Here is a 14,186-nt window from a genome sequence, read left to right as displayed (position 1 = left end):
TTTATCTCTCCGCTTGCGTGCTCTTTATCAACTCACCCTTGAATATCCAGACTTTTACGCCGATAACCCCGTACGTGGTGGATGCTTGGGCGAATCCATAATCGATATCAGCTCTTAACGTTTGGAGAGGTACTCGGCCCTCTCTGTACCATTCCCGTCTTGCCATCTCCGCGCCACCCAGACGGCCCGCAGTGGCAATTCGAATGCCTTTTGCTCCCGATTTCAAGGCACTGGTCACGGATTTCTTCATTGCCCGCCTGAAGGCTATTCGTCTTTCCAACTGCTGAGCAACGTTTTCTGCGACCAATTGCGCATCGATTTCGGGCTTACGGATTTCTTTGATGTCGACAATAACTTCTTTATCCGTAAGTTTCAGGATCTCCCTGCGGAGCTTTTCGATTTCGCTCCCCTTGGGACCGATAACGATTCCGGGTCGAGCCGTGTGAATGATGATGCGAATCTTTCCGGCTGCTCTCTCGATTTCGATTCTCGAGATGCTGGCTTGTGAAAGACGCCTTTTGACGAAATCCCGAAGCTTGAGATCCTCAATGAGAAAATTACCGTAATCTCTCTGTGAGTACCATCGCGAGTCCCAAGTCCGGATCACGCCTAAACGGAATCCCTGGGGATGTACTTTCTGTCCCAAGTCTACCCTCCTGAGGGTTGGAAATCCGAAAGCTCCGTGAGAGCTTCCAATGTGTTTTATTCTTCACTAACGGCCACGACGATGTGGCTGGTTCTTTTTCTCACTCGAGTGGCTCGCCCCATGGCTCTCGGTATCCATCGCTTTGCAGTGGGGCCTTCATCTATCATAATCCTGCTGATGTACAGACTTTCCTCGTCTACGCCCCTGGACTGGGTTGCATTGCCCAACGCGGACTGAACCACCTTCAGGATCAGTTCGGCGCCTTTCTTTGGAGTGAACCGAAGCAGACTCATAGCTTTGCTGACGGGCATTCCGCGGACGAGGTCAGCCACAAGCCTGGCTTTACGTGCCGAGATCCGAGCATACTTGTGAGTTGACACCCATTCCATTATTTTCTCCCCTTCTTGGCCTTCCTGTCTCCCGCATGGCCGTGGAAGGTGCGGCTGGGAGAGAACTCCCCGAGCTTATGCCCGACCATATTCTCGGTGACGAAAACCGGGATGAATTTCTTGCCGTTATGCACCGCAAAGGTGAGGCCCACCATATCGGGAATAATGGTCGAGCGCCGGGACCAGGTCTGGATCACTTTGCGTGAACCCGTGTCCTTTGCCTGCATCACTTTTCTCAACACGTGATCGTCCACAAATGGACCTTTGTGCACCGAACGGGGCATTGAACTACTTCCTTCGCTTGACTATGTATTTGTCAGAGTCTTTTTGTCTTTTTCGAGTCTTGTACCCTTTAGTAGGCACACCCCAGGGCGTAACGGGATGCCGACCGCCGGATGTTCTACCCTCACCGCCGCCGTGCGGATGATCCACAGGGTTCATGACGACGCCTCGAACCTTGGGTCTTCTTCCAAGTCTGCGGGTACGGCCCGCCTTTCCGAGGGAGATGTTCTCGTGATCCAGGTTGCCGACCTGCCCGATTGTCGCTCTGCAACGATCGATGATCGACCGGACTTCACCTGAGGGAAGTTTTAACTGGACATACCCTTGATCTTTGGCCATGAGCTGCCCGTAAGTCCCCGCGGATCGAATAATCTGTCCGCCTTTGCCGATCTTCATTTCCACATTGTGGACCATCGTCCCCAAAGGAATATTCTTGAGCGGCATACAGTTTCCAGGTCGAATGTCGACGCGATCGCCTGCAAGAATGGTTTCGCCCACCTTCAGGCCGTCAGGCCAGAGAATATAGGCTTTTTCGCCGTCAAGGTAACTTATCAGGGCAATTCGGGCACTCCGATTCGGGTCGTATTCCACACTCACGACTTTACCGGGAACATCTACCTTGTCCCTGCGAAAATCAATGATGCGAAATCGTCTTTTGTGACCGCCGCCGCGATGCCGTGCAGTCAGCCTTCCGTAATTGTTTCGGCCGCCCTTTTTTCTCGCTCCCGTGGTCAGTGACTTCTGGGGTTCGTCCGTAGTGATCTCGTCGAAACTGAACCCGGTCTGGAATCTGATTCCCGGAGATGTCGGCTTATATTTCTTGATGGCCATTTTGATCCAGTCCTCAATTCTTTTCTCGATCGAGTGAGCGCCTTATGGTTGCGTGCCCGATCTTAAACACCTTCAAAGAACTCTACGCGGTCTCCCTCTTTTAGAGTCACTATGGCTTTTTTCCAGTGCTTACGTCTGCCGACCGTACGGCCGAGTCTCTTGCGTTTTCCGAGTCGGTTCTGCGTGCGAACCGAAAGCACCGTCACTTTGAACAGCTTTTCAACTGCTTTCTTGATCTCCGACTTGTTCGAGCCGGGATGCACTTCAAAGATCAGTTGATTGTTGTCGTCTTTAAGTCCGGAGCCCTTCTCGGTAATGATCGGCCTGCGAATGATTGCGTATTCTTCCAGCATTATCCCAACCTCTCATGGATTTTGGGCACCGCGTCCTGGAGTAATACCAGCCTGTCGTACCTGAGCAAGTCGTACACGTTGAGCCCTTCTGTCGGCAAGATCATGACATGATAAAGATTACGAGAAGACCTCGACAGTGTTTCATCCTTTTCGGAGGTTACGAACAGCGTTTTTCCAGTATCAAGCCCCATGGCCTTTACGGTCTCAAGGAAGAGCTTGGTCTTCGGCGATTCCAGTTCGATCTTATCAACTACAAAGAGGTTGTTGTCTCTGAGTCTCGAGCTCAGGACGGACCGCAAAGCCTCTTTTCTCACCTTCTTTGGGAGTGAAAAGGCGTACGAACGGGGATGGGGACCGAATACCGTTCCACCACCAACCCACACGGGAGAACGATTGGTGCCTGCCCGTGCACGACCGGTACCTTTTTGCCGCCAGGGCTTCTTGCCGCCACCCGAGATTTGCCCACGGGTTTTTGTAGCCGCAGTACCGCAGCGGCGTTTGGCCTGCTGCCAGACCACCACCTGCTGCACGAGCTGATCGCGGGACTCCACATTGAATATGCGGTCATCCAGTTCGATAGTGTCGACCTTTACGCCTTTTTGGTTGATAACGTCTACCGAGGCCATTAGCGTTTCCTTATATATACGATCGTCCCTTTGGCTCCGGGTACCGGGCCTTTGAGAAAGATCAGGTTTTCGTCAGGCCTGACTTCCAAAACTCTTACGCTCGGAGCAGTGACTTTGGCCCCGCCAAGCCTTCCGGGAAGCCTTTTTCCTTTGAACACGCGGGAGGGCCATGCACACTGACCGACGGATCCGGGAATCCTGTGAGACCGGGAGCCGTGAGTCTCGCGTCCACCGCCAAAGTTCCAGCGTTTCATAACGCCCGCGAAACCTTTTCCTTTGCTCATCCCGACCACTTTGACTAAATCACCGGGAGTGAATATATCGGCTCGTACTTCCTGCCCGACTTCAATGGAATCTTCAGCGGAGAATTCCTTGATAATTCTGAACGGAGCGGTCCCGGCTTTCTTGAACTGCCCCAGGTCCGGCTTATTCATCCTGCTTTCCTTCACGGAGCCGAATCCGAGCTGAACCTTGGAGTTCTCTTTCTTCTGGATTACAGTGCAGGGGCCCGCCTCCACGACGGTGACTCCGATTGCCTGACCCGACTCGTCAAAGACCTGGACCATACCCAGTTTTTTTCCAATCATTCCGTTAACCATGTCCGTCTCCTCGACGTGCCGTCTAAGCCTTTATCTCCACATCCACTCCGGGAGAGAGATCCAGCTTCATCAGGGCATCCAGCGTTTGTTGGGTCGGTTCAAGGATGTCCAGCAGCCGCTTGTGAACACGAATCTCGAATTGCTCTCGAGACTTCTTGTCAATGTGCGGAGATCGAAGAACCGTGTATTTATGAATCCTTGTAGGAAGAGGTATCGGGCCGGCCACTTTTGCTCCGGTTCTCCATGCAGTGTCGACTATCTCAGCAGCCGATTGATCCAGCAGCTTGTGATCGTACGCCTTTAACCTGATCCGTATCTTGAGGGCTTGCATATCCATGGGTATAAAACCTCGCAGTCAACTTCAGGCTGCTACTCGATAATTTCCGAGATAACTCCTGCACCGACGGTTCGGCCGCCTTCCCGGATGGCGAAGCGGAGTTCTTTTTCCATTGCTATGGGAGTGATCAGTTTGCCTTCCAGGGATACGTTGTCACCGGGCATTACCATCTCTACGCCTTCCGGAAGCGTGATCACGCCGGTAACGTCTGTGGTACGGAAGTAAAACTGAGGCCGATAACCGTTGAAAAACGGAGTGTGGCGTCCACCTTCCTCTTTAGCCAGAATATAGGTCTCTGCCTTGAAGTGGGTGTGGGGAGTGATCGTTCCCGGATGGGCAACAACCTGGCCGCGTTCCACGTCGTCGCGTTTGATGCCACGAAGCAGCAAGCCTACATTGTCACCGGCCTCGCCCACATCCAGCACCTTACGGAACATTTCCACGCCCGTGCACACTGTCTTGCGGGTGTCGCGAATACCCACGATCTCTACTTCTTCGTTCACCTTTACCCGGCCTCGCTCCACTCGACCCGTCACCACCGTTCCACGTCCGGAGATGCTGAACACGTCCTCGACAGGCATAAGGAACGGTTTCTCAGTCTCGCGAATCGGTACAGGCACATACTCGTCAACCGCATTCATAAGCTCGATGATGCACTGAGCATCCGGATGCTTCGGATCGCCGGCCTCAAGGGCCTTCAAAGCGCTTCCACGGATGATCGGAATATCGTCACCGGGGAATTCGTACGAAGTCAGAAGCTCGCGGAGCTCAAGCTCTACCAGCTCGATCAGCTCCGGATCGTCTACCATGTCTACCTTGTTCAAAAACACTACTATATAGGGAACGCCGACCTGACGGGCCAAAAGGATGTGCTCTCGTGTCTGGGGCATTGGACCGTCATTGGCTCCAACAACCAGGATCGCTCCGTCCATCTGAGCGGCTCCGGTTATCATGTTCTTGATATAGTCTGCGTGGCCGGGGCAGTCCACGTGTGCATAGTGGCGCTTGTCCGTCTGATACTCCACGTGTGCAGTCGCTATCGTTATCCCGCGCTCCTTCTCTTCAGGAGCCTTGTCTATCTCCTCGAACGGTATGTACGAAGCCAGACCCTTCTTCGCTAGCACCCGCGTGATTGCCGCTGTTAGCGTGGTCTTGCCGTGGTCGATGTGTCCTATCGTTCCAACGTTTACGTGTGGCTTCGTTCGCTCAAATTTCGCCTTGCCCATGGGCTCCTCCAGATTGCTTAAACTCGGCGACCACCTTCTCCATGACGGACTGTGGCGCAGGTTCATAATGAGAAAATCGCATTGTAAATGTGGCCCGGCCTTGTGTGAGACTCCTCAGGTCCGTTGCGTATCCGAACATGCGGGCCAGCGGAACTCTTACACCAACGGTCTGGATTCCCGAGCGGCTTTCCATTCCCAGGATCTTCCCCCGCCTCGCGGTGAGGTTTCCAAGGACGTCGCCCAGAAATTCCCCCGGTGTAACCACTTCCACATCCATAATCGGTTCGAGAAGAATGCTTCGGCCCCGCTCACTAGCTTGCCTGAACGCCATAATCCCGGCCATCTTGAAGGCCATTTCCGAAGAATCTACCTCATGAAATTTGCCGTCGGTGAGGGTCACCTTCAGATCTACGACAGGGTAGCCAGCCAGGATCCCTGTTTCCATTGCAGTTCGCACACCCTCTTCAACGGGTTTGATAAATTCTTTCGGTATGACTCCGCCTGTAATTTTGTCGACAAATTCGAAGCCTGAACCTTCTTTGATCGGTTCGACTTCCAGGGTAACCTCTGCGAACTGCCCTTTTCCACCGGTCTGTTTCACGTGCCGATAATTCACGATAACCGGTTTGGTGAGGGTCTCTCGAAACGCCACCTGAGGCTCACCCACATTAGCTTCTACCTGAAACTCTCTCAATAACCGATCTACAACTATTTCGAGGTGAAGCTCGCCCATGCCCGATAGAATGGTCTGGCCGGTTTCTTTGTCGATCTTCACTTTCAAAGAAGGATCTTCCCTGAGAAGTCGACTAAGGGCACGGGACAGTTTGTCCGTTTCGTCTCTGGACTTCGGTTCAAGTGCTATGGAGATAACCGGCTCGGGAAATTCCATAGACTCCAAAAGCAACGGAGCATTTTCATCCGAGAGTGTGTCACCCGTCTTGGTGTACTTCAGACCGACCGCTGCAACGATGTCTCCTGCACGGGCTTCTTTGATCTCTTCACGTTGATTGGCATGCATTTGCACAATGCGGCCGATGCGTTCCTTCTTATCGGCATTCACGTTGAACACCGAGGAACCGGCGGTCACTTTTCCGGAGTAAACCCTCAGGAACGTCAGATTCCCCGTGTACGGATCGTTCATAATCTTGAATGCGAGAGCTGAGAAAGGACCTTCCACCTCACGTGACAGGGATTGTCCCTGGGCGTCCTTTCCTTCTACCGGAGGGACATCCATCGGAGACGGGAGGAATTCCACAACAGCGTCGAGAAGCTGTTGAATCCCCTTGTTCTTGAATGCTGCGCCCAAAAGCACGGGGGTAATTTTGAGGTCGAGCGTACCTTTCCGGATCGTTTTCTGAATTCGGTCCACCGGGATGTCAGTATCGCCTTCCAGGTAGCTCTCCAGCAGCTCGTCGTCCAATTCGCACACGCTCTCTACGAGCTGTTGCCTCGCGTTTTGAGCGTCATCCAGATATTCCGCCGGTATTTCCTGGGCAATGACTCTCATGCCCCTTGAATCATCGTCGAAAACCAGCGCCTTCATGGAGACCAGATCGATGACTCCCCGAAACCGATCCTCGGTCCCGAGTGGGATCTGCAAAAGGAGGGGATTGGTTCTCAATCTGGTCTTCAACATGTCTATCACTCTCAGATGGTCTGCACCTGACCGGTCCATTTTATTTATGAACGCGATCCTTGGAATTCCGTATCGGTCTGCTTGCTTCCAGACCGTTTCCGACTGCGGTTCGACTCCGCCTACTGCGCAGAATAGTGCGACAGCTCCGTCCAACACTCGAAGGGACCGTTCCACCTCAATGGTGAAATCTACGTGTCCCGGAGTATCGATTATGTTTATACGATGGTTCTTCCACTCACAGACTGTTGCAGCGGAAGTTATCGTAATGCCTCGCTCCTGTTCTTGTTCCATCCAGTCCATGACAGCCTGACCGTCGTGGACTTCTCCCATACGATGCGAAACTCCTGTGTAATAGAGAACCCTTTCCGTAGTTGTGGTCTTTCCCGCATCTATGTGTGCCATTATCCCGATATTTCGGGTTCGGTTCAGTGAATCTCCGCTCATTCGATCCGGTCTCTCCAGGACACCTACCACCTGTAGTGTGCAAACGCCTTATTGGCCTCTGCCATTTTGTGGGTGTCCTCTTTCTTTTTGACCGAACTCCCTTTGTTTCCCGCAGCATCCAGCAGTTCCGAGGCGAGTCTTTCATGCATACTCTTTTCGCCTCGACCTCTGGCGTATTGTATGATCCATCTGATAGCCAACGCCTGACGTCTTTCGGGTCTGATCTCCACAGGCACCTGATACGTGCTCCCGCCCACTCGACGAGACCGCACTTCCAGGACCGGCTTAACGTTGTCCACTGCTCGTTCGAACAATTTCAGAGGATCTTCATTGGCTCTTTTGGCCATAAGTTCAAAAGCGTCGTAGAGGATGCCCTCTGCGACAGATTTTTTGCCTTGCCACATAATCCCGTTTACGAACTTCGCAACGAGTTTGCTGTGATGTTTTGGATCCGGCAAAATATCCCTTTTCGGAACTTTTCCTTTTCTAGGCATGCATGCTGCTCCATCCGGGCTCGGCGGCCAAGTAACGTTTTCCAATATCCAGAACGGGCTGCACCGGGCAGCTTCCAAGTTGGAAAGGTTTAGGGGCTTTGGCGTTTCCGCTCGGTGATCTTGTCGATCCCCTCTAAACCTACCCCGCGTCTCCGCGGTTTACCTGGACCCGTTATATTTACGTAATCCCGAGGTTTTGGTCAGCGCTTTCGGTCTGACCGAATCCACACACAATCAGGGATTATTTCGGGCGTTTTGTTCCGTATTTTGATCTTCCCTGCTTACGGTCCTGCACCCCAAATGCGTCTTGAGCACCCCTAATAATATGGTAGCGAACACCAGGAAGGTCTTTAACTCTTCCCCCTCTTATAAGGACAACTGAGTGCTCCTGAAGGTTGTGACCGATACCGGGGATATAGGAGGTGACTTCGTATCCATTCGTGAGACGGACCCTTGCTACCTTACGCAACGCAGAGTTAGGTTTCTTGGGAGTGGTTGTGTACACTCTCACGCACACGCCTCTGCGCTGAGGGCAGTTGGTCAGTGCAGGGGCTGAGCTTTTCTTTCTCGGCCTTTCTCTTCCTTTTCTGACCAGTTGATTAATTGTCGGCATACGCGACTACCTCCAAATAGTATCCAGGCATTATGTTCAAATTATCCTCTTCTTGTCAAGCCTTTTTGTCTCGCACCGATTTGATTCACGGCAATGCGCCAGCAAAGGATTCGGGCCACTCTGCTGCCCGGTGCCGGTCAAATCAGCATTATAGCGATTGTTAAGAAAAAGACCTCAATTCAGTAGGGCCGGTCCGTCAAGAATCCCCCGAGGCCCATAGGCGCTAACTTTTCTGCAATTCTCTGTCCCGCAGGGACTAAAGAAAATAGCCGGTAATTGATTGCCGGGATTTTTACGCATCAGCCGTCCCTCCGGGACTCTAAAATCATTGAGCTTTTCCTTATCCGGCGATGAATCGCCGGCCTATTGTCAGTTGTTCCTCCAGAACAAACGACCCAAAATTCCATAACTTAGCGCCTATGCTCCCCAGCCCCCCTTTAGAAACGAGGGTCAAAGGCGGCGGCATCTATGCCCCCCTTTCGTAAAAGGGGCATTTTGATTCGGGCAGAATCTTTGACAACCGATATAAGGTCGCGAATTCATATGCGAATCTTCGACCGTCAGGAACAAAACAAGCGGGAGTTGCATTTACAAAAGCCTCCCGCTTGATTCAAGTGACTTCAAATATCAGGTATCCGCGGACGCGCATGCGCGCTGCCCGCGGCACATTAATCTAAAACTACGCGGTCTCCTGGTAGGAGACTACCGGCCGCGCCTTCTCGGGTTTACCACGGCGTTCCTGCTCATCGTCCATATGGAGAAGCCTCAGGTTTTTGTACCTGCTCAGGCCGGTTCCTGCGGGTATCAGCCGTCCCATGATCACGTTTTCTTTCAGGCCGCGCAGGTAGTCGATCTTCCCTGAAATAGCCGCTTCCGTGAGCACTTTCGTGGTTTCCTGGAAGCTCGCAGCGCTGATAAAAGAATCTGTAGACAGAGAGGCTTTGGTTATACCGAGCAGGAGCGGTTCGCCCATCGCGGGTACTCCGCCGGCTTGCATAACTCGATTATTTTCCTCTTCGAAGACTTGTCGTTCGATCTGTTCGCCGACCAGGAAGTCCGTATCGCCAACTTCTTTGACACGCACGCGGCGCAGCATCTGCCGAACGATAACTTCGATGTGTTTATCGTTGATCTTAACGCCCTGGAGTCTGTAGACCTCCTGGACTTCGTCAACGAGGTACTTGGCCAGCTCTTTTTCACCTTTAATTCCCAAGAGGTCATGCGGATTGGTCGAACCCTCCATGAGGGGCTCGCCTGCCTGGACCCAATCTCCGGAGTGCACGGAAATGTGCTTGCCTTTGGGAATCAGGTATTCTTTCTGCTCGCCCAGTTCCGGGGTAACAATGACTTTCCGCTTGCCTTTGGTATCTTTTCCGAAGCTCACGATCCCGTCGATTTCCGCAATAATCGCGAATTCTTTGGGCTTGCGTGCCTCGAACAGCTCGGCAACTCGCGGCAGACCACCTGTAATGTCTTTTGTTTTTGTGGTCTCACGCGGGATTTTGGCGATAACGTCACCTGCGTGTACTTCCTCGCCTTCTTTAACCATGATGTTCGCGCCAACCGGCAACAGATAGCGAGCTTCAGAATCGCCGATCTTGATAGTTCTGCCGTGCTCGTCCTTAATGGACACTCGAGGCCTGACTTCCGAGTCCTTATCTTTGTACTCGACAATCACTTTTCGAGAGAGACCCGTGACTTCATCCACCTGCTCGCTCATCGTGAGACCTTCGATGACGTCACCGAATTTCACTCGGCCCGAGACTTCCGTAATAATGGGAATCGTATAGGGGTCCCATTCAGCCAGAAGAGTTTCACGGTTGACTGGTTCGTCATCCTGAACCCTCAGGCGCGCCCCATAGATGACTTTGTTTCGCTCTCTTTCTCGTCCCTTATCATCAGTAATCGCGCAATACCCGTTGCGGTTCATGACTACGCGTTCACCATCGCGGTTGACAACGGTTTTCAAGTCTATGAACTTGACGCGTCCTTCGTTGCGGGAGAAGAGCTCCGATGAACCGGAACCCAACCACTCCAGCAAGACCTGACCTTCTGATTCGATACGGTCACCGTCCTGGACTTTCACGTTCATGTAATCCATGACGGGGTAACGCTCGTACAATCTGAAATGAACGGGCCCATCCTTATCCTCAATCAAATTGAAGATACCGCCTCGTTTTTCTGCTTCACTCATACGAGAGCCACCGGAACTCGACTCAAAGATAAACGTGTTAGGCGATATTCTTTCACCATGGCGGACAATGAATCGGTGATCCGCCGGGATCAGGAACTTGCTCCTGTTCCCTTCGTCATCTACGACGGTGAAAGATTTCCTGTCCAACGATATCTCGATCTTGCCTCCGAGGCTTTCAGCCTCATGCATCTCATGGTGCGGTCCCTCATAGAGGAAGGAATTCTCACGTAAGGTTTGCCCGTTCTCGATCAGCCATCTATCGAATTCGGAAGGATCAAGAGTGAACTCTTCGGAAACGATGATCGCCTTTATCTTGTCTTTGTCCCTCTCGAAGGAGACTCGACCTCTTTTTCGAGCGGAAATGATATTCCTTTTCAAAGAAGCGGTTCCACCGATATGGAACGTACGCATGGTGAGCTGTGTTCCAGGCTCTCCAATGGACTGTGCGGCAATGATTCCCACTGCTTCACCGATGTTGACCATTCTTCCGTGAGCGAGATCGCGGCCGTAGCACAGGCTGCAAACTCCTCTTCGAGACTGGCAGGTGAGCACCGAACGGATTTTCACTCGATCGATACCCGCATCCTGGATTCTTTCTCTATGGTCCTCTTTTATCTCTTCGTTGGCCTTTACGATGATCTCACCGGTAAACGGGTGTTCGATGTCCTCCAGAGCCACTCTCCCGAGGATACGATCTGCAACGTGTTCGATGATCTCGCCGCCCTCTTCCAGAGAGGCCATTTCGATACCATCGAGGGTGCCGCAATCCGGTTCACTGATGATTGCATCCTGGGCCACATCCACGAGTCGCCTGGTAAGGTAACCGGAGTTGGCCGTTTTGAGCGCGGTATCAGCGAGACCTTTTCGTGCGCCGTGCGTCGAGATAAAGTACTGCAACACTGAAAGGCCTTCACGGAAATTCGCCTCGATGGGAGTCTCGATGATTTCTCCGGTAGGCTTTGCCATGAGACCGCGCATACCTGCGAGCTGGCGAATCTGCTGGGTGCTACCTCTCGCTCCGGAGTCCGCCATCATATAAATGGGGTTGAAACTCTCGACTTTGCGTTCCGAGCCGTCTTTGAGTTCCACGGTCATAGTTCTCAGCTCGTTCATCATGCGTTCCGAGATGTCCTCGTTCGCTCGAGCCCAAATATCAATGACCTTGTTGTAACGTTCACCGTCGGTGATGAGACCTTCCTTGTACTGGTTCTGGATTTCCAGCACTTCTTCCCGTGCCTTGTTGATAATGTCCCGCTTCGATTCAGGAATCTTCATATCGTCAACGCAAATGGAAAGCCCGGCTTTGGTCGCGTAATAGTAACCAAGGTCTTTCAGCCTGTCTGCAAGGATAACGGTCTTTTTGTCACCGCATCGCCGGTACGCCTCATCGATGAGGTTTGCCAGCTCTTTCTTCTTCATGACTTTATTTAAATGAGAGAACGGGATTTCCTCAGGAACGATTTCTCTGAGAAGCACCCGGCCGACCGTAGTCAGGATTTTTTCTCCGTTTTCACGAAGCAGGATTTTCTGATGGAGATCGACTACTCCTGCATCGTAAGCCACACGAATTTCCCAGCTATCGGTAAACACTCGTGGTGTAGTGTCGACTTCAGGATCGACGGACTCACGGGTCAAATAATAGAGTCCCAAGACGATGTCCTGAGTAGGCACAATGATGGGTTTCCCGTGAGCAGGTGACAAGATGTTATTGGTGCTCATCATGAGCACTCGGGCTTCAACTTGTGCTTCCACGGACAAGGGAATATGCACTGCCATCTGGTCACCGTCGAAGTCGGCGTTGAATGCGGTACAAACCAGAGGATGCAACTGAATCGCTTTTCCTTCGATAAGAACCGGTTCAAAAGCCTGGATGCCCAGTCTGTGCAGCGTAGGTGCACGGTTGAGGAGCACCGGATATTCCTTCACCACGTCTTCCAGGATGTCCCAGACTTCGGGAGTCTCCTTTTCCACCAGTTTTTTTGCACTCTTGATGGTGGTGACGTACCCGCGTTCCTCCAGTTTGTTGTAGATGAACGGTTTGAACAGTTCCAATGCCATTCTCTTGGGCAAACCGCACTGATGCAGCCTGAGGTCAGGACCTACGACGATAACGGAGCGGCCTGAATAGTCTACCCGTTTTCCCAGCAGGTTCTGGCGGAATCGGCCTTGCTTGCCTTTGAGCATGTCAGATAGCGACTTGAGCGGCCGTTTGTTGGGTCCGGTAATGACGCGACCCCGTCTGCCATTATCGAACAGCACGTCTACCGCTTCCTGGAGCATGCGCTTCTCATTCCGGAGAATGATTTCAGGCGCATTAAGCTCTTTGAGCCGTTTTAGACGATTGTTCCTGTTGATGACCCGCCTGTACAGATCGTTCAGGTCCGATGTAGCGAACCGGCCCCCATCCAGAGGAACGAGCGGCCGAAGATCGGGCGGAATGACCGGCACAGTCGTGAGAATCATCCACGCCGGGTTCTGCCACTGACGGAACACGGCCAAGTCCTCCGGCGGAACTACTCTGGATCTCACCAGCCTGTCGATAACATTATTGATTTCGATATAGGCCAGTTGCTTGCGTACTTCCCAGTCGTCGTTCTCTTCCCATTTGAGTTGGATTGCACGAGCGGCCTGTACGATTTCTTCCAGGAAGCGGCCCATTTCACTTTCAGGGTCTGCTGCCTGATACAGTGTGGTCAGCTCGGTCACGAGGACTTCCGGTTCAATCCCTTTGAGTGCTTCGAGCACTCGCAGTCTTTTTGCCAGTTTCTTGCGCTTGGCTTCAGAGGTCGAGCCTTTCATATCCTCGCGAAGCTTTATACTCTCTTGCACCAGGTCGAGTCTCTCCAGGAGATCCCGAACCGCTTCGCCACCCATACGGGTCTCAAAGGAACCGGTCCCGAACTGCTCCAGGGTTTGCCGGTATTTTTCTTCATTGATAAGGGTTCCCGGCTCCAGATCGGTTTTCCCGGGATCGATTACGAGAAACGATTCGAAGTAGAGTACCCGTTCCACTTCCTTTAGCGTGAGGTCCAAAAGCGTGCCGATTCTGCTCGGCAGACTTTTCAGGAACCATATATGAGCCACCGGAGTGGCCAATTCGATATGGCCCATGCGCTCACGGCGGACTTTGGATTGGATTACTTCAACACCGCATTTTTCGCATATAGTGCCCCGGTGCTTCATGCGTTTGTATTTTCCGCAATTGCACTCGTAATCTTTGACAGGGCCGAATATTTTTGCACAGAAAAGCCCGTCACGTTCCGGTTTGAACGTTCGATAATTAATGGTCTCCGGTTTCTTGACTTCGCCGTGGGACCAGGATCTGATTTTCTCCGGCGATGCCAGAGAAATCTTGACTGCATTGAAATTTAACGGGTCTTTCGGTTTTTCAAAAAAGCTGTAATATACGTCTTCCAATGTTCCCTCCTGGTAAGCATTGACCGAAATATGTCTCTTCGGTCTCGAGGGATCGCCCGGGTCCCTGGGGAGCCGGGCTACTTTTGAGAATTGGCGGGA

13 protein-coding genes are annotated in these 14,186 nt (G+C 52.3%); all 13 read right to left on the bottom strand.

Annotation, left to right across the window (positions count from 1 at the left end; all coding sequences use genetic code 11):
* Window position 1: 1 nt before the first annotated feature.
* The 13 genes from rpsC to rpoC all read right to left on the bottom strand — a co-directional run bounded on the left by rpsC (window position 2) and on the right by rpoC (window position 14,087).
* Window positions 2-646 carry a 30S ribosomal protein S3 gene (gene rpsC, locus DESTI_RS26135; RefSeq protein WP_014812957.1) on the bottom strand — a complete coding sequence of 215 codons (645 nt, stop codon included), beginning with the start codon at window positions 644-646 and terminating at the stop codon, window positions 2-4.
* A gap of 56 nt (window positions 647-702) precedes the next feature.
* Entirely contained in the window at window positions 703-1,035 is a 333-nt protein-coding gene (rplV, locus tag DESTI_RS26130; protein WP_014812956.1) for a 50S ribosomal protein L22, read from the bottom strand.
* Entirely contained in the window at window positions 1,035-1,319 is a 285-nt protein-coding gene (gene rpsS, locus DESTI_RS26125; protein ID WP_014812955.1) for a 30S ribosomal protein S19, read from the bottom strand. The genes rplV and rpsS overlap by 1 nt, the downstream gene beginning before the upstream one ends.
* Before the next feature lie 4 nt (window positions 1,320-1,323).
* Window positions 1,324-2,148 (bottom strand): 50S ribosomal protein L2, encoded by an 825-nt coding sequence (gene rplB / locus DESTI_RS26120; protein ID WP_014812954.1) that lies wholly within the window; start codon window positions 2,146-2,148, stop codon window positions 1,324-1,326.
* 62 nt (window positions 2,149-2,210) lie between these two features.
* Window positions 2,211-2,501: a 50S ribosomal protein L23 gene (locus DESTI_RS26115; protein ID WP_014812953.1), complete on the bottom strand. Its 291-nt coding sequence runs from the start codon at window positions 2,499-2,501 to the stop codon at window positions 2,211-2,213.
* Window positions 2,501-3,127, bottom strand: a complete 627-nt coding sequence (gene rplD / locus DESTI_RS26110; protein ID WP_014812952.1) for a 50S ribosomal protein L4 — start codon at window positions 3,125-3,127, stop codon at window positions 2,501-2,503. Before rplD ends, DESTI_RS26115 begins: the two co-directional genes overlap by 1 nt.
* Window positions 3,127-3,726, bottom strand: coding sequence for a 50S ribosomal protein L3 (rplC, locus tag DESTI_RS26105; protein ID WP_014812951.1), 600 nt, complete (start codon window positions 3,724-3,726; stop codon window positions 3,127-3,129). Before rplC ends, rplD begins: the two co-directional genes overlap by 1 nt.
* Window positions 3,727-3,748: 22 nt before the next feature.
* Window positions 3,749-4,057, bottom strand: coding sequence for a 30S ribosomal protein S10 (gene rpsJ, locus DESTI_RS26100; RefSeq protein ID WP_041287647.1), 309 nt, complete (start codon window positions 4,055-4,057; stop codon window positions 3,749-3,751).
* Window positions 4,058-4,095: 38 nt separating this feature from the next.
* Window positions 4,096-5,289 (bottom strand): elongation factor Tu, encoded by a 1,194-nt coding sequence (gene tuf, locus DESTI_RS26095; protein WP_014812936.1) that lies wholly within the window; start codon window positions 5,287-5,289, stop codon window positions 4,096-4,098.
* Window positions 5,270-7,369 carry an elongation factor G gene (gene fusA / locus DESTI_RS26090; protein WP_014812949.1) on the bottom strand — a complete coding sequence of 700 codons (2,100 nt, stop codon included), beginning with the start codon at window positions 7,367-7,369 and terminating at the stop codon, window positions 5,270-5,272. The genes tuf and fusA overlap by 20 nt, the downstream gene beginning before the upstream one ends.
* A 23-nt stretch (window positions 7,370-7,392) precedes the next feature.
* Window positions 7,393-7,863, bottom strand: a complete 471-nt coding sequence (rpsG, locus tag DESTI_RS26085) for a 30S ribosomal protein S7 (RefSeq protein ID WP_014812948.1) — start codon at window positions 7,861-7,863, stop codon at window positions 7,393-7,395.
* 241 nt (window positions 7,864-8,104) lie between these two features.
* Window positions 8,105-8,476, bottom strand: coding sequence for a 30S ribosomal protein S12 (gene rpsL / locus DESTI_RS26080; RefSeq protein WP_014812947.1), 372 nt, complete (start codon window positions 8,474-8,476; stop codon window positions 8,105-8,107).
* A 679-nt stretch (window positions 8,477-9,155) separates the two neighbouring features.
* Window positions 9,156-14,087: a DNA-directed RNA polymerase subunit beta' gene (gene rpoC, locus DESTI_RS26075; protein ID WP_014812945.1), complete on the bottom strand. Its 4,932-nt coding sequence runs from the start codon at window positions 14,085-14,087 to the stop codon at window positions 9,156-9,158.
* Between the last annotated feature and the right edge of the window lie 99 nt (window positions 14,088-14,186).

This window comes from Desulfomonile tiedjei DSM 6799, from assembly GCF_000266945.1.
GTDB lineage: Bacteria > Desulfobacterota > Desulfomonilia > Desulfomonilales > Desulfomonilaceae > Desulfomonile > Desulfomonile tiedjei.
Note: the sequence above shows the minus strand (reverse complement) of the source record. Positions and strands in the feature narration are given on the sequence as shown.

What these genes read in the sequence shown, in the direction of transcription:
- fusA (WP_014812949.1), bottom strand. Translation starts at nt 7,369, where the DNA reads ATGAGCGGAGATTCACTGAACCGAACCCGAAATATCGGGATAATGGCA.
- rplV (WP_014812956.1), bottom strand. Translation starts at nt 1,035, where the DNA reads ATGGAATGGGTGTCAACTCACAAGTATGCTCGGATCTCGGCACGTAAA.
- tuf (WP_014812936.1), bottom strand. Translation starts at nt 5,289, where the DNA reads ATGGGCAAGGCGAAATTTGAGCGAACGAAGCCACACGTAAACGTTGGA.
- DESTI_RS26115 (WP_014812953.1), bottom strand. Translation starts at nt 2,501, where the DNA reads ATGCTGGAAGAATACGCAATCATTCGCAGGCCGATCATTACCGAGAAG.
- rplC (WP_014812951.1), bottom strand. Translation starts at nt 3,726, where the DNA reads ATGGTTAACGGAATGATTGGAAAAAAACTGGGTATGGTCCAGGTCTTT.
- rpsL (WP_014812947.1), bottom strand. Translation starts at nt 8,476, where the DNA reads ATGCCGACAATTAATCAACTGGTCAGAAAAGGAAGAGAAAGGCCGAGA.
- rplD (WP_014812952.1), bottom strand. Translation starts at nt 3,127, where the DNA reads ATGGCCTCGGTAGACGTTATCAACCAAAAAGGCGTAAAGGTCGACACT.
- rpsG (WP_014812948.1), bottom strand. Translation starts at nt 7,863, where the DNA reads ATGCCTAGAAAAGGAAAAGTTCCGAAAAGGGATATTTTGCCGGATCCA.
- rpsJ (WP_041287647.1), bottom strand. Translation starts at nt 4,057, where the DNA reads ATGCAAGCCCTCAAGATACGGATCAGGTTAAAGGCGTACGATCACAAG.
- rplB (WP_014812954.1), bottom strand. Translation starts at nt 2,148, where the DNA reads ATGGCCATCAAGAAATATAAGCCGACATCTCCGGGAATCAGATTCCAG.
- rpsS (WP_014812955.1), bottom strand. Translation starts at nt 1,319, where the DNA reads ATGCCCCGTTCGGTGCACAAAGGTCCATTTGTGGACGATCACGTGTTG.